This window comes from Paracoccus sp. L-17 (assembly GCF_056857655.1).
The window spans coordinates 1-21,141 of the sequence record NZ_JBSXNM010000015.1 but is presented as its reverse complement, the minus strand read 5'-3'; the positions used below and the strand labels follow the sequence as shown (position 1 = coordinate 21,141).

The following is a 21,141-nucleotide window of genomic DNA, read 5'->3' as shown; positions in this document are numbered from 1 at the left end:
CTTTCATGCTGCCTTGCGCCATCCAAAACCATCCGCACAGCGCGTTCGCGCACTTCCGGTGAATACTTGTTTGTTGTCTTTGTCATGATGCTCCATCCTGCTCATGAGTTGGAGCCTCCGGCAAACCCGGTGCGGTTCAGTCAATGTCGCCCCGGAAATGTCCGACATCATCCATCTGACCACGATGTATCTGGGCGGCGAGCCCTGCACCGAGGACAAGGAGATGCTGAAGAAGGTCCGCGACAAACTGGTCGAAGCCAAGCCGAAATGGATGTCGATGGATTACGGCATGTCCGACAAGATGGGCAGCGGCGATGTCAAGGCATCCGAATACTGGTCGGGCGCGATCATGCGCGCGCGGATGCAAAATCCGGCGGTCGTCTACGGCTATCCCAAGGAAGGCTATCCGCTGTTCATGGATTCCATCGCGCTGCTGGCGGATGCCCAGAATGTCGATGAGGCCTATCAGTTCCTCGACTTCATCATGGATCCCGAAAACGCCGCGATGAATTCGGAATACGCGAAATACCCCAACGGCATCGCGGGCTCCGAGGAATTCTTCAGCGATGAGATGAAGAACGCCCCCGAGATGGTCGTGCCCGAGGAGCATCTGGCCAATGGCCGGTGGATGCCGCTGTGTTCGCCGACCGCCCGCGACTACATGACCGCCATCTGGACCGAGTTGCAGAAGTGACCGTCGCTGTCCCGCCATCGCGCTGTGGCGGCGGGACGGGCACGGAGAACCGCGCGGTCACCGTGAAGGCTGGTCGGGCCGCGAGATCCGGGCGGCGGCACCGCCTTGGACGGGATCGTCCTTGATTCTCTGCTGCCGTCGTGGCGATCAAGCCTCGGTCGATCATCAACCTTTGGCCTTCGGTGGCGATGCAACGCCATTGAAGGCCCGATAATTCGCCTGCTGCCGCTGGGCTTGGCCGGCCGGTTCTTGTCGGCAGACTTGCGCGAAGCCCGTATCCGCCGCCAATATTGTCCCGGTCTTTCAATCTTCAGCCGACCCGTCTTAGAAATGCCCGCGTTCGGTCGTCCGTGGGCGCGTCGAAGATTCTTGCCGGCGGCCCCTGCTCGACGATCCGTCCATTCTCCATGAACACGACCCGGTCTGCGATCTCGCGGGCGAATTGCATCTCGTGGGTGACGATCAGCATGGTCTGGCGGCCATCCGCGATGGATCGGATCAGATCCAGCACCTCGCCCACCCATTCAGGGTCCAGCGCGCTTGTCGGCTCATCGAAAAGCAGCAGTTCCGCATCCATCGCCATGGCGCGGCCAATGCCCACGCGCTGTTGCTGCCCGCCCGAGAGGGCACTGGGATAGCTGTCGGCCTTTTCCGAAAGCCCGATCCGGGACAGCACCTCGTCGGCGCGGGCTTCGGCCTGACGGCGCGGCAAGCGACGCACTGTTATCAGCCCTTCGGTGATGTTCTGCCGCGCGGTCTTGTTGGCGAAAAGCGCGTAGTTCTGAAAGACAAAGCCCGTGCGACGGCGCAATGCGAGGATCTGGGCGCGGCTGGCCCGAGTCGCGTCGACGGACAGATCCCCGATCGTCAGAAGGCCCGCATCGGGACGGTCGAGAAAGTTGAGGCAGCGAAGCAATGTCGATTTTCCCGTTCCCGATGGCCCGATGATCGCCACCCGCTCGCCCGGTTCCAGATCCAGGTTGATGTCGTTCAGGACGACATTGTCGGAAAACCGCTTGCTCAGGCCGCTGATCCTGATCTTGCAACTGGTTGTCATCGCACAAAGGCCTTCTGCATCCGGACTTCAAGCTGGCGCTGGAAGAACGAGAAGAACTCGACCATGCCCCAATAGATGAACGCCACGACCAGAAAGGCCTCGAGGTAAAGAAAGCTGCCGGCGGCCTCCTTTTGCGCGGCACCCATCATCTCGGTGACGCCCAGAGTGAAGGCAAGAGACGTGCTCTTGATGATGTCGATGAAGTAATTCATCAGCGTCGGGGCCGCGATCCGCGCCGCCTGGGGCAGAATGATGCGGCGCAGCATCTGTCCGCGCGTCATGCCGATCGCCTCAGACGCCTCCCACTGGCTGCGATCGACGCCAAGGATCGCGGCGCGGATCGATTCCGCCATATAGGCCGAAAAATGCAGCGTCAGACCGATGATCGCGGCGGTGACGCCGTCGATGCTGGTCAGCGCCGAGACGACGCGCGGAAGCCCGTAATAGAACAGGAACAGCTGGACCAGCAGCGGCGTGCCACGAAAGAAGCTGATGAACAGCGCGACCAGTTGGTCGATCACCGGCAATCTGAAGATGCGGATGATCGCCTGCGCCGAGGCCAGGACAAGCGCCCCGGCCATGGCTGTCACCGCCATGGTCAGGGTCAGGGGGACATAGCTCAGGATGATCGGGAACAGCCCGATCATGTATCCTGTATCAAGCCCGTCCATTACTCGTCGGCAGGGCTGGTCACGTCGGCGTCCAGCCATTTCCGCGAAATGTCCGCCAGCGTGCCGTTTTCCTTCAGCGTGGTCAGCGCGGCGTCGATCCTGTCACGAAGCGCCAGACCGGCTTCGTCCTTGCGGAACGGCAGCGCGTTCCTGATTTCGCTGAAGGACTGCCCGGCCATTTCCAGCGGTAGCGGGCTTTTCGCGATGACCTGTCCGGTCGAGACGCGGTCCATGACGAAGGCATCCATGCGGCCAAGCGCCACGTCCTGTTCGATATTGGAATCGTAGGTGCGGATGTCGATATCGGCGGCATTGGGCAGATCACGCAGAAGCGCCTCGAAATTCGAGCCCAGATTGACCGCGACCGATTTTCCCGACAGCGATTCCGGCCCGGTGATGCCCACCTCGTTGCCCTCTTTCACGACGATCTGCGCGCCGTCATAGACATAGGGCTGGGTAAAGGCAAAGGTCGCTTCGCGGTCCGGCGTGATGGTGATCTGGTTGGCGATCGTGTCGATGCGGCCCGATTCCAGCGCGCCGATCAGACCCGAAAAGGACATGGTGACGAATTCCACCGTATCCCCGGTTTCCGCGGCGATGGCATTCATCAGGTCGACCTCGAAACCCTGAAGCTTGTCCTGCTTTACAAAGGTGAAGGGGAAATATCCCCCCGACATGCCGACGCGAATCGTCTCGGCGGAAGCGGCGGTGCCCGCGGCGATCAGGGCCAATGCGGCGATGAACGATTTTGTCATCAAGGTCTCCTTCTGCGTTGAAGGCTAGATATGCCTGGCGGAAAGACTGAACAAGGAGCGGAAATATCGAGAAATAAATGAGGAAGAGTGTTCCGCGCGACCGATGTCAAGAGGGAACAGAATTCCGGGAACAATGCCGAGGCCGGGTGGGTCATCCTAGGCGATCCGCGCTTCAGGCGGGGTTCCAGCGGCGGTCCTGTCAGAATGCGCCGGCGATCTGGCGCCAATCCGGATTTGCGCGATCTCGGCGCACGATACGGGCCGGGCCGCGATGCGCGGTCCTGGCTTGCTATGGCGTGTAAGGCTGAATGACAGCGGCGTCGAAGGCGCCCTCTGCGGCCTTCAATTCGCAAGCGCCGATGATGGCCAGGCAGATTGTGGTCAGCGCCGCGTCCCGCCGGACCAGCACGCCCGCACTTGGCGCGTCGTGGCTTCCCGCCAATGGCAGGCGCACCAGATCACCGGTCGCGCAGGTCTGTTTGGACAACGGCCTGATATTGAAGACGCCATATCCCATACCGGCCGCGATCAGCGCGCGCATCATATCGGTCGAACGGGCGGAGTAGGCGACATTGGGTTTCAGCCCCGACTGGCGAAAAGGTCGAGAAGATATTTTCTGGAATGCTCCAGGTCCAGCACCACAAGGGGCTCTGGTCCCAGTTGTTCACCTATCAGTGGGCCCTGCGGATCTCGACCACGACCCTGGTGATCCCGTTTCTGGCCGTCATGTTCTGGCACCGGGCGACCGCGGCCGGCTGCAGTGTGGCGATGCTTTCCGCCATGGCCGTCACGATCATCTGGCCGTTTCTGGGAACGGGCATCGACCCGGTATTTCCGGGCATGGCCGTCTGCCTGATCTTTCTGGTCGCGATCAGTCTGATGACGGGGCATTCCCCGCGGGAATGCGCCCGCGCGGTCTGCTGGGAGGATCTTCCGACCGCTCAGGGCAGAGCCACGGTGTCGGCGGGTGCGGGAACGCTGAAGGCGGCCGCGTCCGGTTCATAGCATGAATGGCGTCGGGGCCGGATCGGTGCCGTTGCCCGACCCGTCCGGCGTATGACCGTGATCGCCGCGCAGGGCGATCCGGCTGGCGGGAATTCCGGCAGGTCTGGCAAGCCGGATGGCGGTCATGGTCGCCATCGGGTCAACCGACGCTCGATGGCCGGGCGATCAGGTCGGGGCAGGGCGTGGTGAAGGCGGCGTCCTGTCCTTCGATACGTGCAAGAAGCGTCTCCACGGCAAGCCGGGCCACCAGATCAAGGTGCAGATCGACCGCGGTCAGTTGCGGCTGGGCAAGCTGGGCCCGCATGCCGTCATATCGTGTGGCAAGCCGCACATTGTCGGGCACGCGCAATCCCAGGTGCGACAATGCCGTCATCGTTCCGGTGGCGAGCGCGTCGACCGTCACCAGCAGCCCGTCAAGCCGGGGATGCCGTTGCAACAGCTTGGCGGCTTCGCGTTCGGCCAGTTCCTCGCCGCCATTCTCATCAAGGCTCAGGGCAATCGCCGGCATGGCATGGGCGGCAGAAAACTCTGCATAGACCGTCTCGGTCTCTTCGTAGGATGTGCGTCTCTGCCGGCCGGTGATCAGGCCGATGCGCCGGCTGCCGGCATCGAAAAGATGCCCCAGCAGAAGACGCGCGGTCTGCGCCGAATGCAGGTCGATCGCCGGAATGTCGGGGCGCGCGGGCACCTTGCCGATCGACACGATGGGCGTGTGCCGCCCTTCGAAATAGCGGATCAACGGTTCGTCGCGGGCCGGTTCGACGACGATCACGCCGTCGAAACCCAGATTGTCGAGATTGCGGCCCGGTGATGTCGGGACCAGGCACAATGCCATGTCGCGGGTCAGCGCCGTCATCGCCGCCGACGCGGCGATTTCCATGAGAAAGCCCAGTCGCGAGGGTCCGGCCGCTACCGCGAACGGCATCGACGAGGCCAGCCCGATCGTTCCCGTGCGCCCGCTGCGCAGACGTTGCGCAGCCTGATTGGGGCGATATCCCATCTTGTCGGCCAGCGCGACGATCCGTTCGCGCGTTTCCGGATCGACCTTCCGCCGGCCGCTGAAGGCGTGCGAGATGGTCGTCGGAGATACTCCTGCGGCCTTGGCCAGATCGATGATCGTCGGTTTTCGCACGCCTTCCCCTTGCCTGATCCAGGTGCAGTAGATGCCTTGTCCCGGCGAAAAGGCAACCTTTGTCCGGGCCAACGCGACAAAACGTTTTGCGCGAATCGTCAATCGTGGTAGCACGGTAATACGCAAAACGTTTTGCTACAGAAGAAAATGCGTCTGAACAGCAACAGGGAACGCTCGAAATGTCATTCACCGGAACTCCGCCAGGGGAACAAGACCCCGCCGATCAGATGCTGCCGCCGCGCAGCCTGATCCTGTTCGGCCTGCAGCATGTGCTGGTCATGGCCGCGTCGCCGATCACCGCCGTCTTTCTGGTCGCCCAGACTTTGGGCTTCGACACTGCGCTGACGGTCAGCGTCATCAGCGCGACGTTTCTGGTCTGCGGACTCGGTTCGATATTGCAAAGTTTCGGACCGCAGGGATTTGGCGCGCGACTGCCCTTCATCATGGTGCCGGGTGGCGCGCCAATCGCGATCTTCCTGGCCATCGCGGTGCAGGCCGATGTGCAAACCGCCGTGGGCGCGGTGCTGCTGACCGCGATCTTCTATTTCGCGGCCTTGCCGGTCTTTCGGCGGTTGTTGCGGTATTTCCCGCCCATTGTCGTGGGAACGATGCTGCTGCTGGTTTCGGTCAACCTGGTGCGCATCTACGGAGGCACCATTACCGGAAGACCGGGAAGCGAGAACTTCGCCGATCCGCTGAATGTCGGACTGGCGCTGGCGACGATCGCGATGACGGTGCTGTTCGCCTGGGGCTTCACCGGCACGCTGCGGCGCATCTCGGTCATGCTGGGGCTTGTCGCGGGAACGGCGCTGGCAGCGATCTTCGGCCAGATCGACCTGTCGGGCGTCGGCAACGGGCCGCTGATCGCGGTTCCACAGCTGTTCCCGTTCGGAATGCCTAAATTCGACCTCATCGCCGCGCTGCCACTGATCGTGTTCTCGATCATCTCGATGGCCGAGGCCACCGGCCAGACCATCGCCACGGCCGAGATCGTGGGCCGGCGCGAAGATGCACGCGCGATCGTGCCGCGCACCATCCGCGGCGATGCGGTCATGTCGCTGGTCGGCGGACTGTTCGGCACGTCGCTGATCATTACCTCGGGCGAGAATGTCGGCATCGTTCGTGCAACCAACGTCAAGTCACGCTATGTCACAGCGACAGCGGGCGTGATCCTGATCCTGATCGCGCTGCTTGCACCCGTGTCGCGCCTGGCCTCGGCATTGCCCGGCCCGGTGATCGGCGGAACCGCCGTCGTCGTCTTCGCGATCATCGGCGTCATCGGCATCGACCTTCTGCGCCGCACCGATCTTCGTGAACACGGCGCGATGGTCACGCTGGCCTCGGGGCTGGCGATGGGGATGCTGCCGATTCTCGTGCCCGGTATCTACAGCCAGTTTCCGCAATGGTCGCAGATGATCATCGGCAACGGACTTGCTGCCGGCACCATCACCGCTGCCGTCGTGAATGCCATGTTCCACCACGTCCGTCCTGTTGCCGAGCCAAGCCTGCAGGAGAGCAATTGATGAGGGATCTTCCCGAAACCCTGTTCGAGCGGACCGAGATACTGCTTGTTCCAGGCCGGATGCTGCTTGAGGACGGTCCTGCCAGCGGAATGGCGGCGCTGATCCGCGGCGGACGATTTGCGGAGATCGCGCCGGCGGCGGACCTGACCGCCCGCCATCCCGGCCTGACGCCCGTCGATCTGCCGGATCATCTGATGATGCCCGGCTTCATCGACACTCATACGCATCTGACCCAGTCGCTTGGCAAGTCCCTGGTCTTCGGCGAGCCGTCAGAAATCTTTCGCCGGATTTGGGTTCCGCTGGAGGGCAGTCTGGATCAGCGCATGGTCTACCTGTCCTCGAAGCTTGCCGCGCTGGAATGCCTGCGCGGCGGCTTCACCTGCGCGGTCGATGCGGGCACGCGATCTGCCGGGCATCTGGAAGCGGTGAAGACGGCCGTGCAAGAGACGGGGATCCGCTCGGTCATCGGGCTGATCTGCAACGATCTGGGCGGTGCGGCCGATGTGCCGCCGCCGGACCGGATCATCGCGCGCGCCGAAGCGCATCTGCATGCCGGTGAAGGCGATCCGCTGCTGCATCCCTCGCTGGCCATATCCATTCCCGAAGTCGGCAGCGACGGCATGCTGGCGCGGATGTCGCACATGGCGGCAGAGGCCGGGGCGATCTTCCAGACCCATGTGAACGAACATCTGGTGGCGGTCGAACGGTCACTGGTCGCCAATGGCCGCCGCCCGCTGGAACATCTGGCCCATATCGGCGCGCTGGGGCCGCATGTCCTGATCGCGCATGCGACGCTTGTGACGCCGGGCGAACTGAACATCCTGCGCGATACCGGCACGGCGGTCGCGTATAACCCGGTGGCCTCGATCTGGAAGGGCAATGCCATCGCCCCGGCGCTGCAGATGGCCGCGCTGGGCATCCGTTTCGGACTGGGCACCGACGGCACCCGCGCGGACGGGTTCCGCCTGATGGACGCAGGCGAATCGCTGCAACGTGCAGGCTATGGCCTTGCCTCGGGCGACAGTTCTTGCGGTGGCGGCTGGCTGTGGCTGGCGGCAGCGACGGGCATGGCCGCAGATGCGGCCGGACTTGGCGCCGTCACCGGCCGCATCGCGCCCGGCCTGGCCGCAGATTTCCTGCTGGTCGATCTGGACCGTCCGGAATTCACCCCCTCGCACGATCTGACATGGGAACTGGTCCGCTATGGCAACCGGGACCAGATCGACGCGGTTTTCACCCAAGGCCGGCTGCGGCTGTGGCAGGGCTGGCCGGTTGACTGGGACGCCCGTGCCTTGCTGACCGAGATCCGCGAAACCACGGCCGGCGCCATCGCTGCCGCACCGATCACCCGTATCCATCCTCCCGCCGATTACCGCTGCGCAAAGGCCCCCGCGTGACCCTGTTCCTGATCCTCTCTGCCGCGGTTTTCGTGGCCGCCTTCATCCAGGGCGCGATCGGAATCGGTTTCGCGCTGATCGTCGCCCCGGTCTTCGGCATCCTGGCACCTGAATACCTGCCGGTAACGCTGTTGATCCTGATGCTGCCGCTGAATTTCCACATCGCCTGGCGCGAGCGCGGCGATATCGATCGGCTGGGCACCGGCTGGATCACGCTGGGGCGGTTCTTCGGCACCTTCGCGGGCCTGTGGATGCTGGCCGCGCTGAGCGGTCGTCACCTGGGCCTGGCGGTCGGCTGGTTCACGGTGATCGCCGCCGCCGTGGCTTTGCTGGCGCCTCGATTCGACCCGAACCGGCCGGCGGCACTGGGGGTGGGGCTGTTTACCGGCGTCACCGAAACGGCGACCGGCATTGGCGGCCCGCCGCTTGCGTTGCTGTATCAGCACGCGCCGGGGCCGGTGCTGCGTTCGACCGTCGCCACCTGCTTCTTCGTGGGCGAGGTGATCTCGCTGGCGATCCTTGCCATCATGGGCATGTTCCAGATGTCGCAGGCCAGTGCCGCGCTGATCCTGATGCCGGCGATCATGGCGGGCAGCGCCCTGTCGCGCCGGACGCACGCGCATATAGGCGGTGGCAGCCTGCGCTATGCGGTCCTGATCTTCGCGGTTGTCAGCGGCGCCTTCCTGATCCTGAGGTCGTGACCGGCGCGCGGCGTGTCATGCAGGGTCGGCGCACGACCCTTCTTCCTGCCGCGCAACCGCGCCGATCACTTCGCGCGAGCCCGCTCACCGACAGGTTGTGAAAATGCCGCGCAGGCGTTACCATCCTCTTGTGATTGCCGTGCGGATATTTGGCCTGCCTCTATCCGGACAGCCAAATGTGGCCGCGAAGCAAAGCTTCGCCAGTTGAAAGTCCGACAATGCCATATGTGACACAGATCCCCTCTTCATTGATCACGGTGGGCGTGGATGGGTCGATTGCCTTCGTCCCCGGTACATCGCTGCTGAACGCCTTCGAGTCCTCGCAGGAATTCGAGAGGTATGATGTCGAGGCGACAAACGGCACGACGCTGCAGAACGGCGACGAGATTGCAACCGTCACCTCCGACGGCACGACGCTGGCTTCTGGAACCTATCTTGGTTCTGCCGAAATCAACAACGCCCTCGTCACCGTCGGCATTCCCGCGCTGGCGAATGTCTCGTTGCAGGTGAACCCCATTGCCGGGGACATCTTCGAGGGCGATGACGGGGAATACTATTTCCTCTCCGATGAGCCTGTGGACGATGCCCATATCGCCGTGACCGCCTCGATCACGGTGGCGGGCACGCCGGTCGAGGTCACGGCCCCCATTTCGGAGATCACCGACCAACTGGCCGACGCCGTCGCCGCGGTGCCGCTTGCGGGACCAGCGGCTGCCGCCACGATCAGGGGAACCGGCAACCTGTTGCAGAGCACGGCGAACACCGCCATCGTCACCCTCGATTACGACGCTTCCGGCGAACTTGTCCTGAGCGATGACGAGGTGGTGCCGTGTTTCCTGCGTGGCACGATGATCGAGACGGCGGATGGTCCGGTTGCGGTGGAATCGCTGAAGGTGGGCGATCTGGTCCGGACCATGGATCACGGTCTGCAGCCGCTGCGCTGGATCGGCTGCGCCCGTCTGGACGCCTCTGCGCTGCAGCGCAAACCCAAGCTGCGCCCTATAAGGGTTCGCGCCGGGGCGCTTGGACAAGGGATGCCGGAATCGGACCTCTTCCTGTCGCCCCAGCACCGGGTTCTGGTCCGGTCCCAGATCGCTCAGCGGATGTTCTGTGCCGATGAGGTGCTGGTCGCCGCCACGCATCTGACGGAAATCGACGGGATCGACGTCGTGGAAGACGACACCGATGTGGTGTATTATCACATGCTGTTCGAACGGCATGAGGTGGTGTTTTCCAACGGCGCGGCCACCGAGGCGATGTATACCGGTGACCAGGCGATGAAAGCCGTCGGAGAGATCGCGCGTGCCGAGATCTTCGCCCTGTTTCCCCAACTGCAGGATCGCCGCGAAAGCGCCGCAAGCGCAAAGCCGATCGCGTCCGGCAGGAAAGCGCGAAACATGGTGGCGCGCCATGTCAGGAACGGACGCGAACTGGTCGCCGAGCCCGGGGCATGATCTGAACGCAAGCTGTCGGCGCCGGACGATGCCGGCGATTCCGGGCAGTGTCCGGCGGCTGCACGATGCGATCTTCCCCGACATCGCCGATGTCGCGCCCCATACCGACCTTTCCTCGTTCGTCGCGCCGTGCTTCTATCCGGGACATGTTTCGCGTTCTGGTTCTGATCCTCGCCTTTCCCGCCGCCGCGACCGAGTTTCCGGCGGCGGTCGGCGATGATGCCTATCGGCCGACCGATCCGGATCGGGTGGCGTTGGGGCGGCTGCTGTTCTGGGATCCGATCCTGTCGGGCAACCGCAACATCAGTTGCGCCACCTGCCACAATCCGCGCTTTGGCACCGGCGACGGGCTGTCGCTGGGCATGGGCGAGGGCGGGATGGGGCTTGGACCGGACAGGATCGCCGATCCGCAAAACCCGCCCGAGCAGCGGGTGCCGCGCAACGCGCCCGGACTCTGGAATCTGGGCGCGACCGAATTCATTCGCCTTTTCGACGACGGCCGGATCGAAAGCCTGCCCGATGGCAGCCTGCGCACGCCGATGGGTCCGGAGATGGTGCGCGGCTTCGACACGCTTTTGTCGGCACAGACGATGTTTCCCGTGCTGTCGGCCGACGAGATGGCCGGGCATTATTCCGAGAACGAGGTCAGCCGGGCAGTCCGAAAGGGTCTGATCACCGGCGAGGACGGCGCCTGGGATCTGATCGCGGCCCGTGTCCGTGCCATCCCCGAATACGCCGCGATGTTCGAGGACGCATTTCCCGGCGACGACAAGCTGGACTTTACCGACATCTCGGACGCCATCGCCCAGTTTGTCGAGGCGGAGTGGCGGTCGGACACGGCGCCCTTCGACGCCTGGTTGCGCGGCACCGGCGATCTGCCTGACGCTGCCTTGCAGGGGGCGCAACTGTTCTACGGATCCACCGGCTGCGCGACCTGTCATTCCGGTCCCTTCCAGACCGATCACGGGTTTCACGCGACGGGCCAGCCGCAACTGGGGCCCGGCAAGCGCGCGCGGTTCGAACGCCATGCCCGCGACGACGGCCGCTTTCGCGTCACCGGACGGGAAGCGGATCGTTTCGCGTTCCGCACGCCGTCGCTGCGCAACGTGACCGAGACCGGGCCCTGGGGCCATGCCGGCGCCTATTCGGATCTGCGCCGGTTCGTCCGCGATCACGCCGCCCCGCGTCAGGCGCTGCGAACCTATGCCCGCGACGCGACGCTGCCGGATATGGGCGTCCCGCAGCAGGACGACTGGCGCGTGATGGACGATCCGGCCGAGGTCGCGGCGATTTCGGCGGCGATCGAAGGCCGCGACATGGTGCTGAATGACCGGGATCTTGATGCCTTGATGGCGTTTCTGGCGACGCTGCGGGACGATGCGGCGCTGAAGGGTCGGCTGGGTCCGCCCGCGACGGTGCCGTCCGGTCTGCCGGTGGATCGCTGACCACGGCGGGACGCCATCATCACCGCGGCGCGCGCGGCCGTTATCATCGCCGGATCAGGACCGGTCCGGGCCCGGTTCGTGTCCATTCGCCGATGCTGCCATCCGGCCAGGTCACGCGAATCTCGGCACTGGTGGCGTCACCGATTCCGAAATGCAGGGGCGACACCGCGCCCCCGGCATGGCCGCCGCCGATTGTCAGTTCCTGAATCTGCGTTCCGGCCTTTGTGCGCAGCTCGACCCAGGCGCCGACGGCATCGCGATTGCCGCCGGGCTGCGACAGCGATACCGAGACCGCGCGACCCGCCGTGGACAGATTGCGCCAGACCTCCAGCGGCGCGCGGCGGTTGACCACGGCCAGATCCAGCCGGCCGTCGCCGTCCAGGTCGACCAGCGCCGCGCCGCGCCCGCGCCGCATCGAGGCGACCCCGGCCGACGCGGCGACTTCGCGGAAACGTCCCGCCTCGTTCAGCAGCAGGTTGTTGGGATCATCCATCGCCATGTCCGGCATCTGATCGACATTGCCCTTGGCGATGAACAGATCCGCATCGCCGTCATTGTCCACGTCGCCCCAAGCGGCGTGCCAGCCGGTCGAGGGGCGTCCGTCATCACCGACATGGGGCCGTTGCGCGAAGCTGCCGATCTCGTAAGGTGCCATTTCCAGCCCGGTCGGGGTCGACAGCATGGTCAACTGATCGCCCATCGAGGTCAGTACCAGGTCGGGCAGCCCGTCGCCGGTGATGTCGCGCGAGGCGATGCCCATTCCCCAGATCGACGGGCCCTCGAACCCGTCTTCGGGCCCGAGGAACCGGTTCTCGGTAGGGGACCACATCTGTTCGGCGCCGTCGCGAACGTAATATTGCCGGTCGTTCGACAGCCGCAAAGTGGCGCGGCCGTCGCGGTTCTCGTCCGAGAACAGGATCGACAGCGCGCAAAAGCCGGGCGTCAGGATGGTTTCGGCATAACCCTCTGCCTCGGGCCGCAGCAGCAGATTGTCGTCGCAGGCCTGAAACGGCCCGTCGGGATCCTGGCGGTCCACATAATTTCCGAAGGCCAGTGTCGGCCGCGTCCTTCCCGCTTCCCAGATCGCCGAGAATGCGGTGGTCCAGGCATCGCCCGGCGTCACGCCGAAATCGTAAACGGCAAAGCCGCACGCGCCGTCGCCCTTCAACGTCAGGTTCGGGCCGACCCGCAGGACGACCAGATCCATCGCCCCGTCGCCGTCCAGATCAAGCGCATAGACGCCGCTGGCGCCGGTGATGACCGGAAATTCGCCCCGTTCGAAGACCATGCCGCCGCGGTTGCGCAGCAGCGTCATGGGTGACGTGCCCCCCGCCGCCAGCAATTCCGGCAGCGAATCGCCGTCGCAGTCGAAGGCGGCCAGACCGCCGCCGACGAAATGTTCCCAGCCGCCGGTATAGACATGGTCGGGCACCTTGACCGCCTGGAAGATCGGATCGGCGGCGGCAACGGGCGCGGCCAGCAGCACAAGCAGCAGCCAGCGGATCATGACATCAGCCTGGGCGTCAGGTCCGACAGCGCCAGCGCCGCCGCGCCGCGCGCCCAGACCAGGTCGTCCCAGGCATGGACCTCGATCGGGGGCGGCGGGTTCAGCGTCAGGCTGGCCACCTCGGCCAGCATTTCCTCGGCATAGAGGAAATCATAGCGCATCCGGCTGCCCGACAGGATGATGCGGCGCGGATCGAAAAGATTGGCGACATTGGCCAGGCCAAGCGCCAGATAACGGCCGGCCCGGTCAAAGATCGCCCGCGCCGCCTCGTTGCCGTCCTTGGCCTGCCGGAACAGCGATTCCAGGATCTCGCCGCGCCGGGGCAGTTCGCCGTTCAGGGCGATCGGCGCCTCGCGGACCAGCGCGAAATCGGCGACATAGGCTTCCAGGCAGCCGCGCTGACCGCAGCGGCACAGCGCACCATCAAGCTGCACCTTGGTATGGCCCAGTTCCATGCCCAGGCCATGCGCGCCGCGATAGGGTGCGTGATCGACGACCAGCCCCAGCCCGACCCCGTATTCGATGGTCACGACCGCGAAATCCGACAGCGACCGTCCCTTGCCGAACCACAATTCGGCCATGGTCAGCAGGTTCGCGTCGTTGTCCACCGAGGCGGGAAGGCTCAGACGAGCCGAGACCAGCGCCGCCAGATCCACGTCGCGTTCATCGACGATCGGCGACCAGCGCAGCCGGCCGCTGGCGTGATCGACCATGCCGGGCATTCCCAGCCCCGCGCCCAGAACCGGCGGCATCTGCGGTCCGGCCGCGCAGAGCAGGCGCGAATAGAGGCAATCCACCTCGTCCAGCATGCTGGCGACCGAACGGGATTCCGCGGCGCGGGGCAGGGTGGCCCCGGCAACTGGCTGTCCCGCCAGATCGACGAGCACGGCCGAATAATCGTGATCGCTGACCTTGAGTCCGGCGACCAGGCCGCGCTGCGCATTCACCGCCAGCGTCACCGGCGGCCGCCCGCGCCCGGCATGGCGCGCGGCGTTTTCCGGCTCGCGCAGAAGGTCGGCGGCAAGAAGATCCGAAACCAGCGGCGTGACCGAACCCGGGGAAACCCGCAAGGCCTTGGCAAGCGCGGCCCGGCTGATTCGGCCCGCGGACCGGATCTGTTCGTAGATCTGCTGCTTGAGCGACAGCACCCCGGCCTGCCGCGCCCCCCGAAGGGGACCGCAACCCGGTGTGTCTGCCTCCGCAAGCCTGGTCCTGGCAGGCCGGGTGACATCCAGAACTTTTGTTCGATCCCGCAATTAATAACTCCCACCCCCCGGAAGGCAGGCAGCCTTCCAGCACGTCCTTCGTCGGACGACGCAGGCCGAGTGAACGATTCTTGCCTCCCTGCGTCAAATTAATTTTGACAATCGAACATAAACTTGGTTCCCTGCGGGCATCGGGTCCGGGGCGATGCTGCGGGCTCTACGCCAACGGGAGGATAGCATGAAAAAAATTCTGACGGCGGCCGCGGCCGCCACGCTGACATTCGCCAGCGCCGCGCTGGCGCAGGATGCGCCGGTCGTCGGCGTAAGCTGGTCGAACTTTCAGGAAGAACGCTGGAAGACGGACGAGGCGGCGATCAAGCAGGCGCTGGAAGCCGCCGGCGCCAGCTACATTTCGACGGATGCGCAATCCTCGTCCTCCAAGCAGCTTTCGGACGTCGAATCGCTGATCTCGCAGGGCGCAGATGCGCTGATCATCCTGGCGCAGGACAGCGAGGCCATCGGGCCCGCCGTGACCGCCGCCAAGAACGAGGGGATCCCGGTCGTGGGATATGATCGCCTGATCGAGGATCCCTATGCCTTCTATCTGACCTTTGACAATGTCGAGGTCGGCCGGATGCAGGCCCAGGCCGTCTTTGACGCGCAGCCCACGGGCAATTACGTGATGATCAAGGGCTCGCCCACCGATCCGAACGCCGACTTCCTGCGCGGCGGCCAGCAGGAAGTGCTGCAAAAGGCCATCGACGCGGGCGACATCACGATCGTGGGCGAAGCCTATACCGACGGCTGGCTGCCCGCCAATGCGCAACGGAACATGGAACAGATCCTGACCGCGCAGAACAACGAGGTCGATGCCGTCGTCGCCTCCAACGACGGCACGGCCGGCGGCGTGATCGCGGCGCTGACGGCGCAGGGTCTTGACGGTGTGGTCCCGGTGTCGGGTCAGGATGGCGACCACGCCGCGCTGAACCGCATCGCCAAGGGCACGCAGACTGTCGATGTCTGGAAGGATTCGCGCGAGCTTGGCAAGAATGCCGCCGAAATCGCCGTGGCCATGGCGCAGGGCACCGAGATGTCCGCCATCGAAGGCGCCGAGGAATGGACCTCGCCCGGCGGATCCAAGCTTTGGGCCAAGTTCCTCAAGCCGATCCCGATCACCAAGGACAACCTCAACGTTGTGGTGGACGCAGGCTGGATCACCAAGGAGGCATTGTGCCAGGGCGTTTCGAACGGTCCGGCACCCTGCAACTGATCTGAAACCGGTCCGCCCTGACGACACGGGGCGGACCATTCTTCTGGCGAGGGCGTGCCTGCCGCTCGCCCGGTTCCCATTTCCGGAGGTCTGATGGCAGATTCGGCCACGTCCCAATCCGCGCCGCCCGCCCGCAAGGGGTTCGCGGCGCTGGAACTCGATACCCGCCTGCTGGGCATGATCGGCGCCTTCATCCTGATCGCGCTGGCGTTTCACCTGGCCTCGGGCGGCCGGTTCATCACGCCCCGGAACCTGTTCAACCTGACGATCCAGACGGCATCCGTCGCCATCATGGCGACCGGAATGGTCTTCATCATCGTGGACCGCCATATCGACCTGTCGGTCGGTTCGATCCTCGCGACCGCCTCGGCGGTGATGGCAGTGACGCAGACAGAGGTGATGCCGAACTGGCTGGGGCTGGGGTTGAACCATCCGGCGACGGCCTGGGTTGCCATCGCGGTGGGCATCATCACCGGCGGCGCGATCGGTGCATTCCAGGGCTGGCTTGTCGGCTATCTGACGATCCCCGCCTTCATCGTCACCCTGGGCGGCCTGCTGGTCTGGCGCAACGTGGCCTGGTACATCACCAGCGGTCAGACCATCGGCCCACTGGACAGCACATTCCAGCTTTTCGGTGGCATCAACGGCACGCTGGGCCAGACCGGAAGCTGGATCCTGGCCATCGCCGCCTCGGTCGCGGCGGTCTGGGCGCTGTGGTCGGCGCGCCGCAACAAGATCACGCATGAATTCCACGTCAAACCGCTTTGGGCCGAAGCGGCGGTGGGCGCGATCATCGTCGTGGCGATCATGGGATTCGTCGCGATCATGAACGCCTACACCATCCCCAGCCGATTGCTGGAGCGCCGGTTCGAGGCGCGCGGCGAGGTCATGCCCGAAGGACTGACCCAGGGCTACGGCGTGCCGATCTCGGTGGTGTTGCTGATCGCGGTCGCGATCGTGATGACCATCATCGCCCGGCGCACGCGGTTCGGGCGCTATATCTTCGCCACCGGCGGCAACCCCGACGCCGCGGAACTGTCGGGCATCAACACGCGCCTGCTGACGGTCAAGATCTTCACGCTGCTTGGCGTTCTCTGCGCCATTTCGGCGGTCGTGGCATCCTCGCGCCTGACCTATCACTCCAATGATATCGGGGTTCTGGACGAATTGCGGGTAATCGCCGCCGCCGTCATCGGCGGCACCGCGCTGAAGGGCGGCGTCGGCACGATCTACGGCGCGATCATCGGCGCGCTGATCATGCAATCGCTGCAATCGGGGATGGCCATGGTCGGCGTGGACGCGCCGTTGCAGAACATCGTCGTCGGCGCCGTGCTGGTCGCGGCCGTGCTGATCGACATCTGGTATCGCCGGCGCATAGGGAGTCAGGATTGATGGCAGATCATCGCGGAACGCCGCTTGTCGAACTGAAGGACATCAGCATCGCCTTCGGCGGCATTCGGGCCGTCGATCATGTGTCGATGGATCTCTATCCCGGCGAGGTGGTGGGCCTGCTGGGCCATAACGGCGCGGGCAAATCGACCCTGATCAAGATCCTCGCGGGGGCCTATCAGCGCGATTCGGGCGAGATCCTGATCGACGGCAAGCCCGCGGACATCCGCAGCCCCGCCGATGCGCGGCGCTACAACATCGAGACGATCTACCAGACGCTGGCGCTGGCCGACAATCTGGACGCACCCGCGAACCTGTTCCTGGGCCGCGAACTGACCACCAGCCTGGGTTTCGTGGACGATGCGAGGATGGAATCGGAGACGCGCAAGATCATGGCGCGCCTGAACCCCAATTTCCGCAAGATCAACGTCCCGGTCAGCGCCCTGTCCGGCGGTCAGCGGCAATCCGTCGCCATCGCCCGCGCGGTCTATTTCAATGCCCGGATCCTGATCATGGACGAACCGACCGCCGCGCTTGGCGTGCACGAGACCAAGATGGTCGCCGACCTGATCCAGGAATTGAAGGCGCAGGGGCTGGGCATCTTCCTGATCAGTCACGATACCCGCGAGATGATGGAACTGTGCGACCGCGTCTCGGTGATGAAGAACGGGCAACTGGTCGGCAGCGAGCGGGTCGAGGACGTGACCGAGGATGACATCCTGTCGATGATCATCCTGGGAAAGAACCCAAGGGCGGCGGCCTGATGTTCGTGGGCCTCGACCTGGGCACATCGTCGCTGAAGGCGATCCTGATCGACTCGGAACAGCGGCTTCTGGCCGAACATTCGGTCCCGCTGTCGGTCCAGCGGCCCCTTGACGGCTGGTCCGAACAGGCGCCCGAAAGCTGGTGCGCGGCGGCGCGCGACGCGCTGCGCACGCTGGCCGGCAAGCACGACCTGTCCGGGCTGGAGGGGATCGGTCTGGCCGGCCACATGCACGGGGCGACGCTGGTCGGGGCCGATGGCCGCGCGCTGCGGCCCTGCCTCTTGTGGAACGACACCCGGGCCCATGCCGAGGCCGCCGAGATGGATGGCGATCCACGGTTCCGCGCGATCACCGGAAACATCGTCTTTCCGGGGTTCACCGCACCCAAGACGGAATGGGTGCGCCGCAACGAGCCCGAGATTTTCGACAGGATCGCCAAGGTTCTGCTGCCCAAGGATTATCTGCGTCTCTACCTGACCGGGGATCATGTCTCGGACATGTCCGACGCCTCGGGCACGGCCTGGTTCGACGTCGGCGCGCGGGACTGGTCGGACGATCTTCTGTCCCGTTGCCATCTGACGCGCGACCACATGCCCGCGCTGGTCGAGGGATCGGCCGTCGGCGGCACCCTGCGCGCCGATCTGGCACGCGAACTGGGCCTGCCGCGCGTGCCCGTGGCGGGTGGCGCCGGCGACAATTGCGCGGCTGCCATCGGCGCCGGCGTCGTCGCCGATGGCAGCGCCTTCATCAGCCTGGGAACCTCTGGCGTCCTGTTCGCCGCCACCGATGGCTACCGCCCCGACCCCGCCACGGCCGTGCACAGCTTCTGTCACGCGGTTCCCCGGACCTGGCACCAGATGGGCGTGATCCTGGCGGCGACGGATGCGCTGGAATGGCTGTCGCGGCTGACGGGCCAGTCGGCGGCGCAGCTGACCTCGGACCTGTCGCCGCTGCGCGCACCCGGCCGAACGCTGTTCCTGCCCTATCTGGGCGGAGAACGGACGCCCCATAACGACGCGCGCATCCGGGGCCAGTTCCTGCATCTGGACCACGCCACCGATGCCCGCGCGGCCGCCCGCGCGGTGATCGAGGGCGTGTCCTTCGCCTTCGCCGATTGCCGTGACCGGCTGGCGGCGACCGGCACCCGGATCGAGGGCGCGCTGGCGCTTGGCGGGGGCGCGCGATCGGATTACTGGCTGGCGGTGCTGGCGACGACGCTGGGTATCCCTCTGCATGTACCCCGGTCGGGCGAATTCGGCGCGGCCCTTGGCGCGGCGCGCCTGGCACAGATGGCGGCCACGGGCGCCGGCGCCGAAATCGCGACGCCGCCCGACATCGCGCGGACGATCGAGCCGCAAGACAATCTGTCCGAGGCCTTCTCGCAGGCCCATGCGCGCTATCAGACCGCCTATACGATTCTGAAGGATCTCTGACATGACAGACTTTTTCGGCGATATCGCGCCGGTCCGCTTCGATCCGAACGCTTCGGACGATCTCAGCTATCGTCACTACGATCCGGACGAGATGGTGATGGGCAAGCGGATGGAGGATCACCTGCGGTTCTCCGTCGCCTGGTGGCACAGCTTCGCCTGGCCCGGAGGCGATCCTTTCGGCGGCCAGACCTTCGAGCGGCCTTGGTTCGGCGACACGATGGCGCTTGCCCGGATGAAGGCCGACGTGGCGTTCGAGATGTTCGCCCTTCTGGGGCAGCCATTCTTCTGTTTCCACGACGTCGACATCCGCCCCGAGGCGGACAGCTTTGCCGAGAACACCAGGCGGCTGGAAGAAATCACCGACTATATCGGTCAGAAGATGGCCGCCGGGGGGCCGCAGCTTCTGTGGGGGACGGCAAATCTCTTTTCGAACCGCCGCTACATGGCGGGGGCGGCGACAAATCCCGACCCGGATGTCTTTGCCTTCGCCGCCGCGACGGTGAAGACCTGCATCGACGCCACCCACAAGCTGGGCGGGCAGAATTATGTGCTGTGGGGCGGGCGCGAGGGCTATGAGACGCTGTTGAACACCGATCTCAAGCGCGAACGCCAGCAGGCGGGGCGGTTCCTGTCGATGGCGGTCGATTACGCCCGCAAGATCGGCTTCGAGGGCGCCATCCTGATCGAACCGAAGCCCCAGGAACCGACCAAGCATCAATACGATTACGACGTTGCCACGGTTTACGGCTTCCTGAAGGATTTCGGCCTGGAGAAGGAGGTCAGGGTCAATATCGAGCAGGGCCACGCCATCCTTGCCGGGCACAGTTTCGAACACGAACTGGCCCTGGCCGCGGCGCTTGGCATCTTCGGATCGATCGACATGAACCGCAACGATTATCAATCGGGCTGGGACACCGATCAATTCCCCAACAACGTTCCCGAAACCGCGCTTGCCTATTACGAGGTTCTCAAGGCCGGCGGATTTACCACCGGGGGAACGAACTTCGATTCCAAGCTGCGTCGCCAATCGCTGGATCCGGTGGATCTGCTGGCCGCGCATGTCGGCGCGATGGATGTCTGCGCCCGCGGGCTGAAGGCAGCCGCCAGGATGCTGGAAGACGGCGCGCTGGAAACGGCGCGAAGGGCCCGCTATGCGGCATGGGACCAGCAGCGCGCACTGCTTGATTCCGACCTGGCCAGCATCGCAGATCGTGTCATGGCCGAGGGAACGAACCCGGCGCCAGTCTCGGGCCGGCAGGAGCGGCTGGAAAACATCGTCAACCGCTACGTCTGACCGATTGCGCTTGCGCCGGGAACCCGGCGGGGGCCGGGCTTTTCGGCCGGCCACGGCGCAGGTGTTTGATGCGGCCCCTTCGCGGCAGCCGGGACCGTAGGGCAAACCCCCTGAAGGATGACGGACCCGGTGTAGTGCGCCACGAAAATTTGCACAGTTTGACAGAAAGATTTGCAGCAGATCAGTTTCATAAAACGGCGCCTTAACGAGCCGTTTTATGGCAGGCGCAAATGAGGCGACTTTCCCAACATGACGGCGAGCCGGCACTCGCATCTGGGTGTGCCGGTCACCGTCAGGTTTCGGAGCCTCACGCCACGGTCAGCCGCAGGACATTCCCGCCCATGATGCTGACCCCGGCGGGCAGGGTTGCGCCGTTGTCGGTGATGCTGTCCGCCACGATCAGGTCGTAGCTGCCGGGGGCAAGGCCCTGGCTGTCCACCGTGAC

The 21,141-nt window shown here is 64.9% G+C and carries 20 protein-coding genes; 12 read left to right on the top strand and 8 right to left on the bottom strand.

Annotation, left to right across the window (positions count from 1 at the left end; translation table 11 throughout):
• Window positions 1-157 precede the first annotated feature (157 nt).
• Entirely contained in the window at window positions 158-694 is a 537-nt protein-coding gene (locus AC13CR_RS00815) for an extracellular solute-binding protein (RefSeq protein ID WP_446236414.1), read from the top strand.
• 310 nt (window positions 695-1,004) lie between these two features.
• Here AC13CR_RS00815 and AC13CR_RS00810 read toward each other — a convergent pair whose 3' ends face one another.
• The 4 genes from AC13CR_RS00810 to AC13CR_RS00795 form a co-directional block, all read right to left on the bottom strand.
• Window positions 1,005-1,751, bottom strand: coding sequence for an amino acid ABC transporter ATP-binding protein (locus tag AC13CR_RS00810; RefSeq protein WP_292958385.1), 747 nt, complete (start codon window positions 1,749-1,751; stop codon window positions 1,005-1,007).
• Window positions 1,748-2,422: an amino acid ABC transporter permease gene (locus AC13CR_RS00805; RefSeq protein ID WP_292958387.1), complete on the bottom strand. Its 675-nt coding sequence runs from the start codon at window positions 2,420-2,422 to the stop codon at window positions 1,748-1,750. The genes AC13CR_RS00810 and AC13CR_RS00805 overlap by 4 nt, the downstream gene beginning before the upstream one ends.
• Entirely contained in the window at window positions 2,422-3,177 is a 756-nt protein-coding gene (locus AC13CR_RS00800) for an amino acid ABC transporter substrate-binding protein (protein WP_292958389.1), read from the bottom strand. The genes AC13CR_RS00805 and AC13CR_RS00800 overlap by 1 nt, the downstream gene beginning before the upstream one ends.
• A 289-nt stretch (window positions 3,178-3,466) precedes the next feature.
• Window positions 3,467-3,760, bottom strand: a complete 294-nt coding sequence (locus AC13CR_RS00795; RefSeq protein WP_293768241.1) for a type 2 periplasmic-binding domain-containing protein — start codon at window positions 3,758-3,760, stop codon at window positions 3,467-3,469.
• A 38-nt stretch (window positions 3,761-3,798) separates the two neighbouring features.
• On the opposite strand from AC13CR_RS00795, the gene AC13CR_RS00790 reads away from it, so the two are divergent.
• Window positions 3,799-4,182, top strand: a complete 384-nt coding sequence (locus tag AC13CR_RS00790) for a hypothetical protein (protein WP_293015332.1) — start codon at window positions 3,799-3,801, stop codon at window positions 4,180-4,182.
• Here AC13CR_RS00790 and AC13CR_RS00785 read toward each other — a convergent pair.
• Together AC13CR_RS00785 and AC13CR_RS00780 are read right to left on the bottom strand one after the other, a co-directional pair.
• Window positions 4,177-4,317, bottom strand: a complete 141-nt coding sequence (locus AC13CR_RS00785) for a hypothetical protein (protein WP_293015330.1) — start codon at window positions 4,315-4,317, stop codon at window positions 4,177-4,179. The genes AC13CR_RS00790 and AC13CR_RS00785 overlap by 6 nt on opposite strands.
• A gap of 4 nt (window positions 4,318-4,321) precedes the next feature.
• On the bottom strand, window positions 4,322-5,314 hold the full coding sequence (locus AC13CR_RS00780) for a substrate-binding domain-containing protein (protein WP_292950680.1): 993 nt from the start codon (window positions 5,312-5,314) through the stop codon (window positions 4,322-4,324).
• Between the two features lie 227 nt (window positions 5,315-5,541).
• On the opposite strand from AC13CR_RS00780, the gene AC13CR_RS00775 reads away from it, so the two are divergent.
• The 5 genes from AC13CR_RS00775 (at window position 5,542) to AC13CR_RS00755 (ending at window position 11,834) form a co-directional block, all read left to right on the top strand.
• Window positions 5,542-6,837 carry a uracil-xanthine permease family protein gene (locus AC13CR_RS00775; RefSeq protein ID WP_292950678.1) on the top strand — a complete coding sequence of 432 codons (1,296 nt, stop codon included), beginning with the start codon at window positions 5,542-5,544 and terminating at the stop codon, window positions 6,835-6,837.
• Window positions 6,837-8,234 (top strand): amidohydrolase family protein, encoded by a 1,398-nt coding sequence (locus tag AC13CR_RS00770; RefSeq protein ID WP_292950676.1) that lies wholly within the window; start codon window positions 6,837-6,839, stop codon window positions 8,232-8,234. Before AC13CR_RS00775 ends, AC13CR_RS00770 begins: the two co-directional genes overlap by 1 nt.
• Window positions 8,231-8,935: a sulfite exporter TauE/SafE family protein gene (locus tag AC13CR_RS00765; RefSeq protein ID WP_292950674.1), complete on the top strand. Its 705-nt coding sequence runs from the start codon at window positions 8,231-8,233 to the stop codon at window positions 8,933-8,935. Before AC13CR_RS00770 ends, AC13CR_RS00765 begins: the two co-directional genes overlap by 4 nt.
• Before the next feature lie 218 nt (window positions 8,936-9,153).
• Window positions 9,154-10,389, top strand: coding sequence for a Hint domain-containing protein (locus AC13CR_RS00760; protein ID WP_446235044.1), 1,236 nt, complete (start codon window positions 9,154-9,156; stop codon window positions 10,387-10,389).
• Window positions 10,390-10,535: 146 nt separating this feature from the next.
• Window positions 10,536-11,834 carry a cytochrome-c peroxidase gene (locus AC13CR_RS00755; RefSeq protein ID WP_292950670.1) on the top strand — a complete coding sequence of 433 codons (1,299 nt, stop codon included), beginning with the start codon at window positions 10,536-10,538 and terminating at the stop codon, window positions 11,832-11,834.
• Window positions 11,835-11,877: 43 nt separating this feature from the next.
• On the opposite strand, the gene AC13CR_RS00750 is transcribed toward AC13CR_RS00755, so the two are convergent.
• A complete protein-coding gene (locus AC13CR_RS00750; protein WP_446232711.1) occupies window positions 11,878-13,341 on the bottom strand; it encodes a CRTAC1 family protein in 1,464 nt (487 codons plus the stop codon).
• Complete coding sequence (locus tag AC13CR_RS00745) at window positions 13,338-14,489, bottom strand: ROK family protein (protein ID WP_482900279.1); 1,152 nt, start codon at window positions 14,487-14,489, stop codon at window positions 13,338-13,340. Before AC13CR_RS00745 ends, AC13CR_RS00750 begins: the two co-directional genes overlap by 4 nt.
• 295 nt (window positions 14,490-14,784) lie before the next feature.
• On the opposite strand from AC13CR_RS00745, the gene xylF reads away from it, so the two are divergent.
• The 5 genes from xylF (at window position 14,785) to xylA (ending at window position 20,696) form a co-directional block, all read left to right on the top strand.
• On the top strand, window positions 14,785-15,816 hold the full coding sequence (xylF, locus tag AC13CR_RS00740; RefSeq protein ID WP_292950664.1) for a D-xylose ABC transporter substrate-binding protein: 1,032 nt from the start codon (window positions 14,785-14,787) through the stop codon (window positions 15,814-15,816).
• A gap of 93 nt (window positions 15,817-15,909) precedes the next feature.
• Window positions 15,910-17,208: a sugar ABC transporter permease gene (locus AC13CR_RS00735; protein ID WP_292950662.1), complete on the top strand. Its 1,299-nt coding sequence runs from the start codon at window positions 15,910-15,912 to the stop codon at window positions 17,206-17,208.
• Window positions 17,208-17,969: an ATP-binding cassette domain-containing protein gene (locus AC13CR_RS00730; protein ID WP_292950660.1), complete on the top strand. Its 762-nt coding sequence runs from the start codon at window positions 17,208-17,210 to the stop codon at window positions 17,967-17,969. The genes AC13CR_RS00735 and AC13CR_RS00730 overlap by 1 nt, the downstream gene beginning before the upstream one ends.
• Window positions 17,969-19,402, top strand: coding sequence for a xylulokinase (gene xylB / locus AC13CR_RS00725; RefSeq protein WP_292950658.1), 1,434 nt, complete (start codon window positions 17,969-17,971; stop codon window positions 19,400-19,402). The genes AC13CR_RS00730 and xylB overlap by 1 nt, the downstream gene beginning before the upstream one ends.
• Window position 19,403: 1 nt before the next feature.
• A complete protein-coding gene (gene xylA, locus AC13CR_RS00720; protein ID WP_292950656.1) occupies window positions 19,404-20,696 on the top strand; it encodes a xylose isomerase in 1,293 nt (430 codons plus the stop codon).
• Window positions 20,697-21,141: the final 445 nt, after the last annotated feature.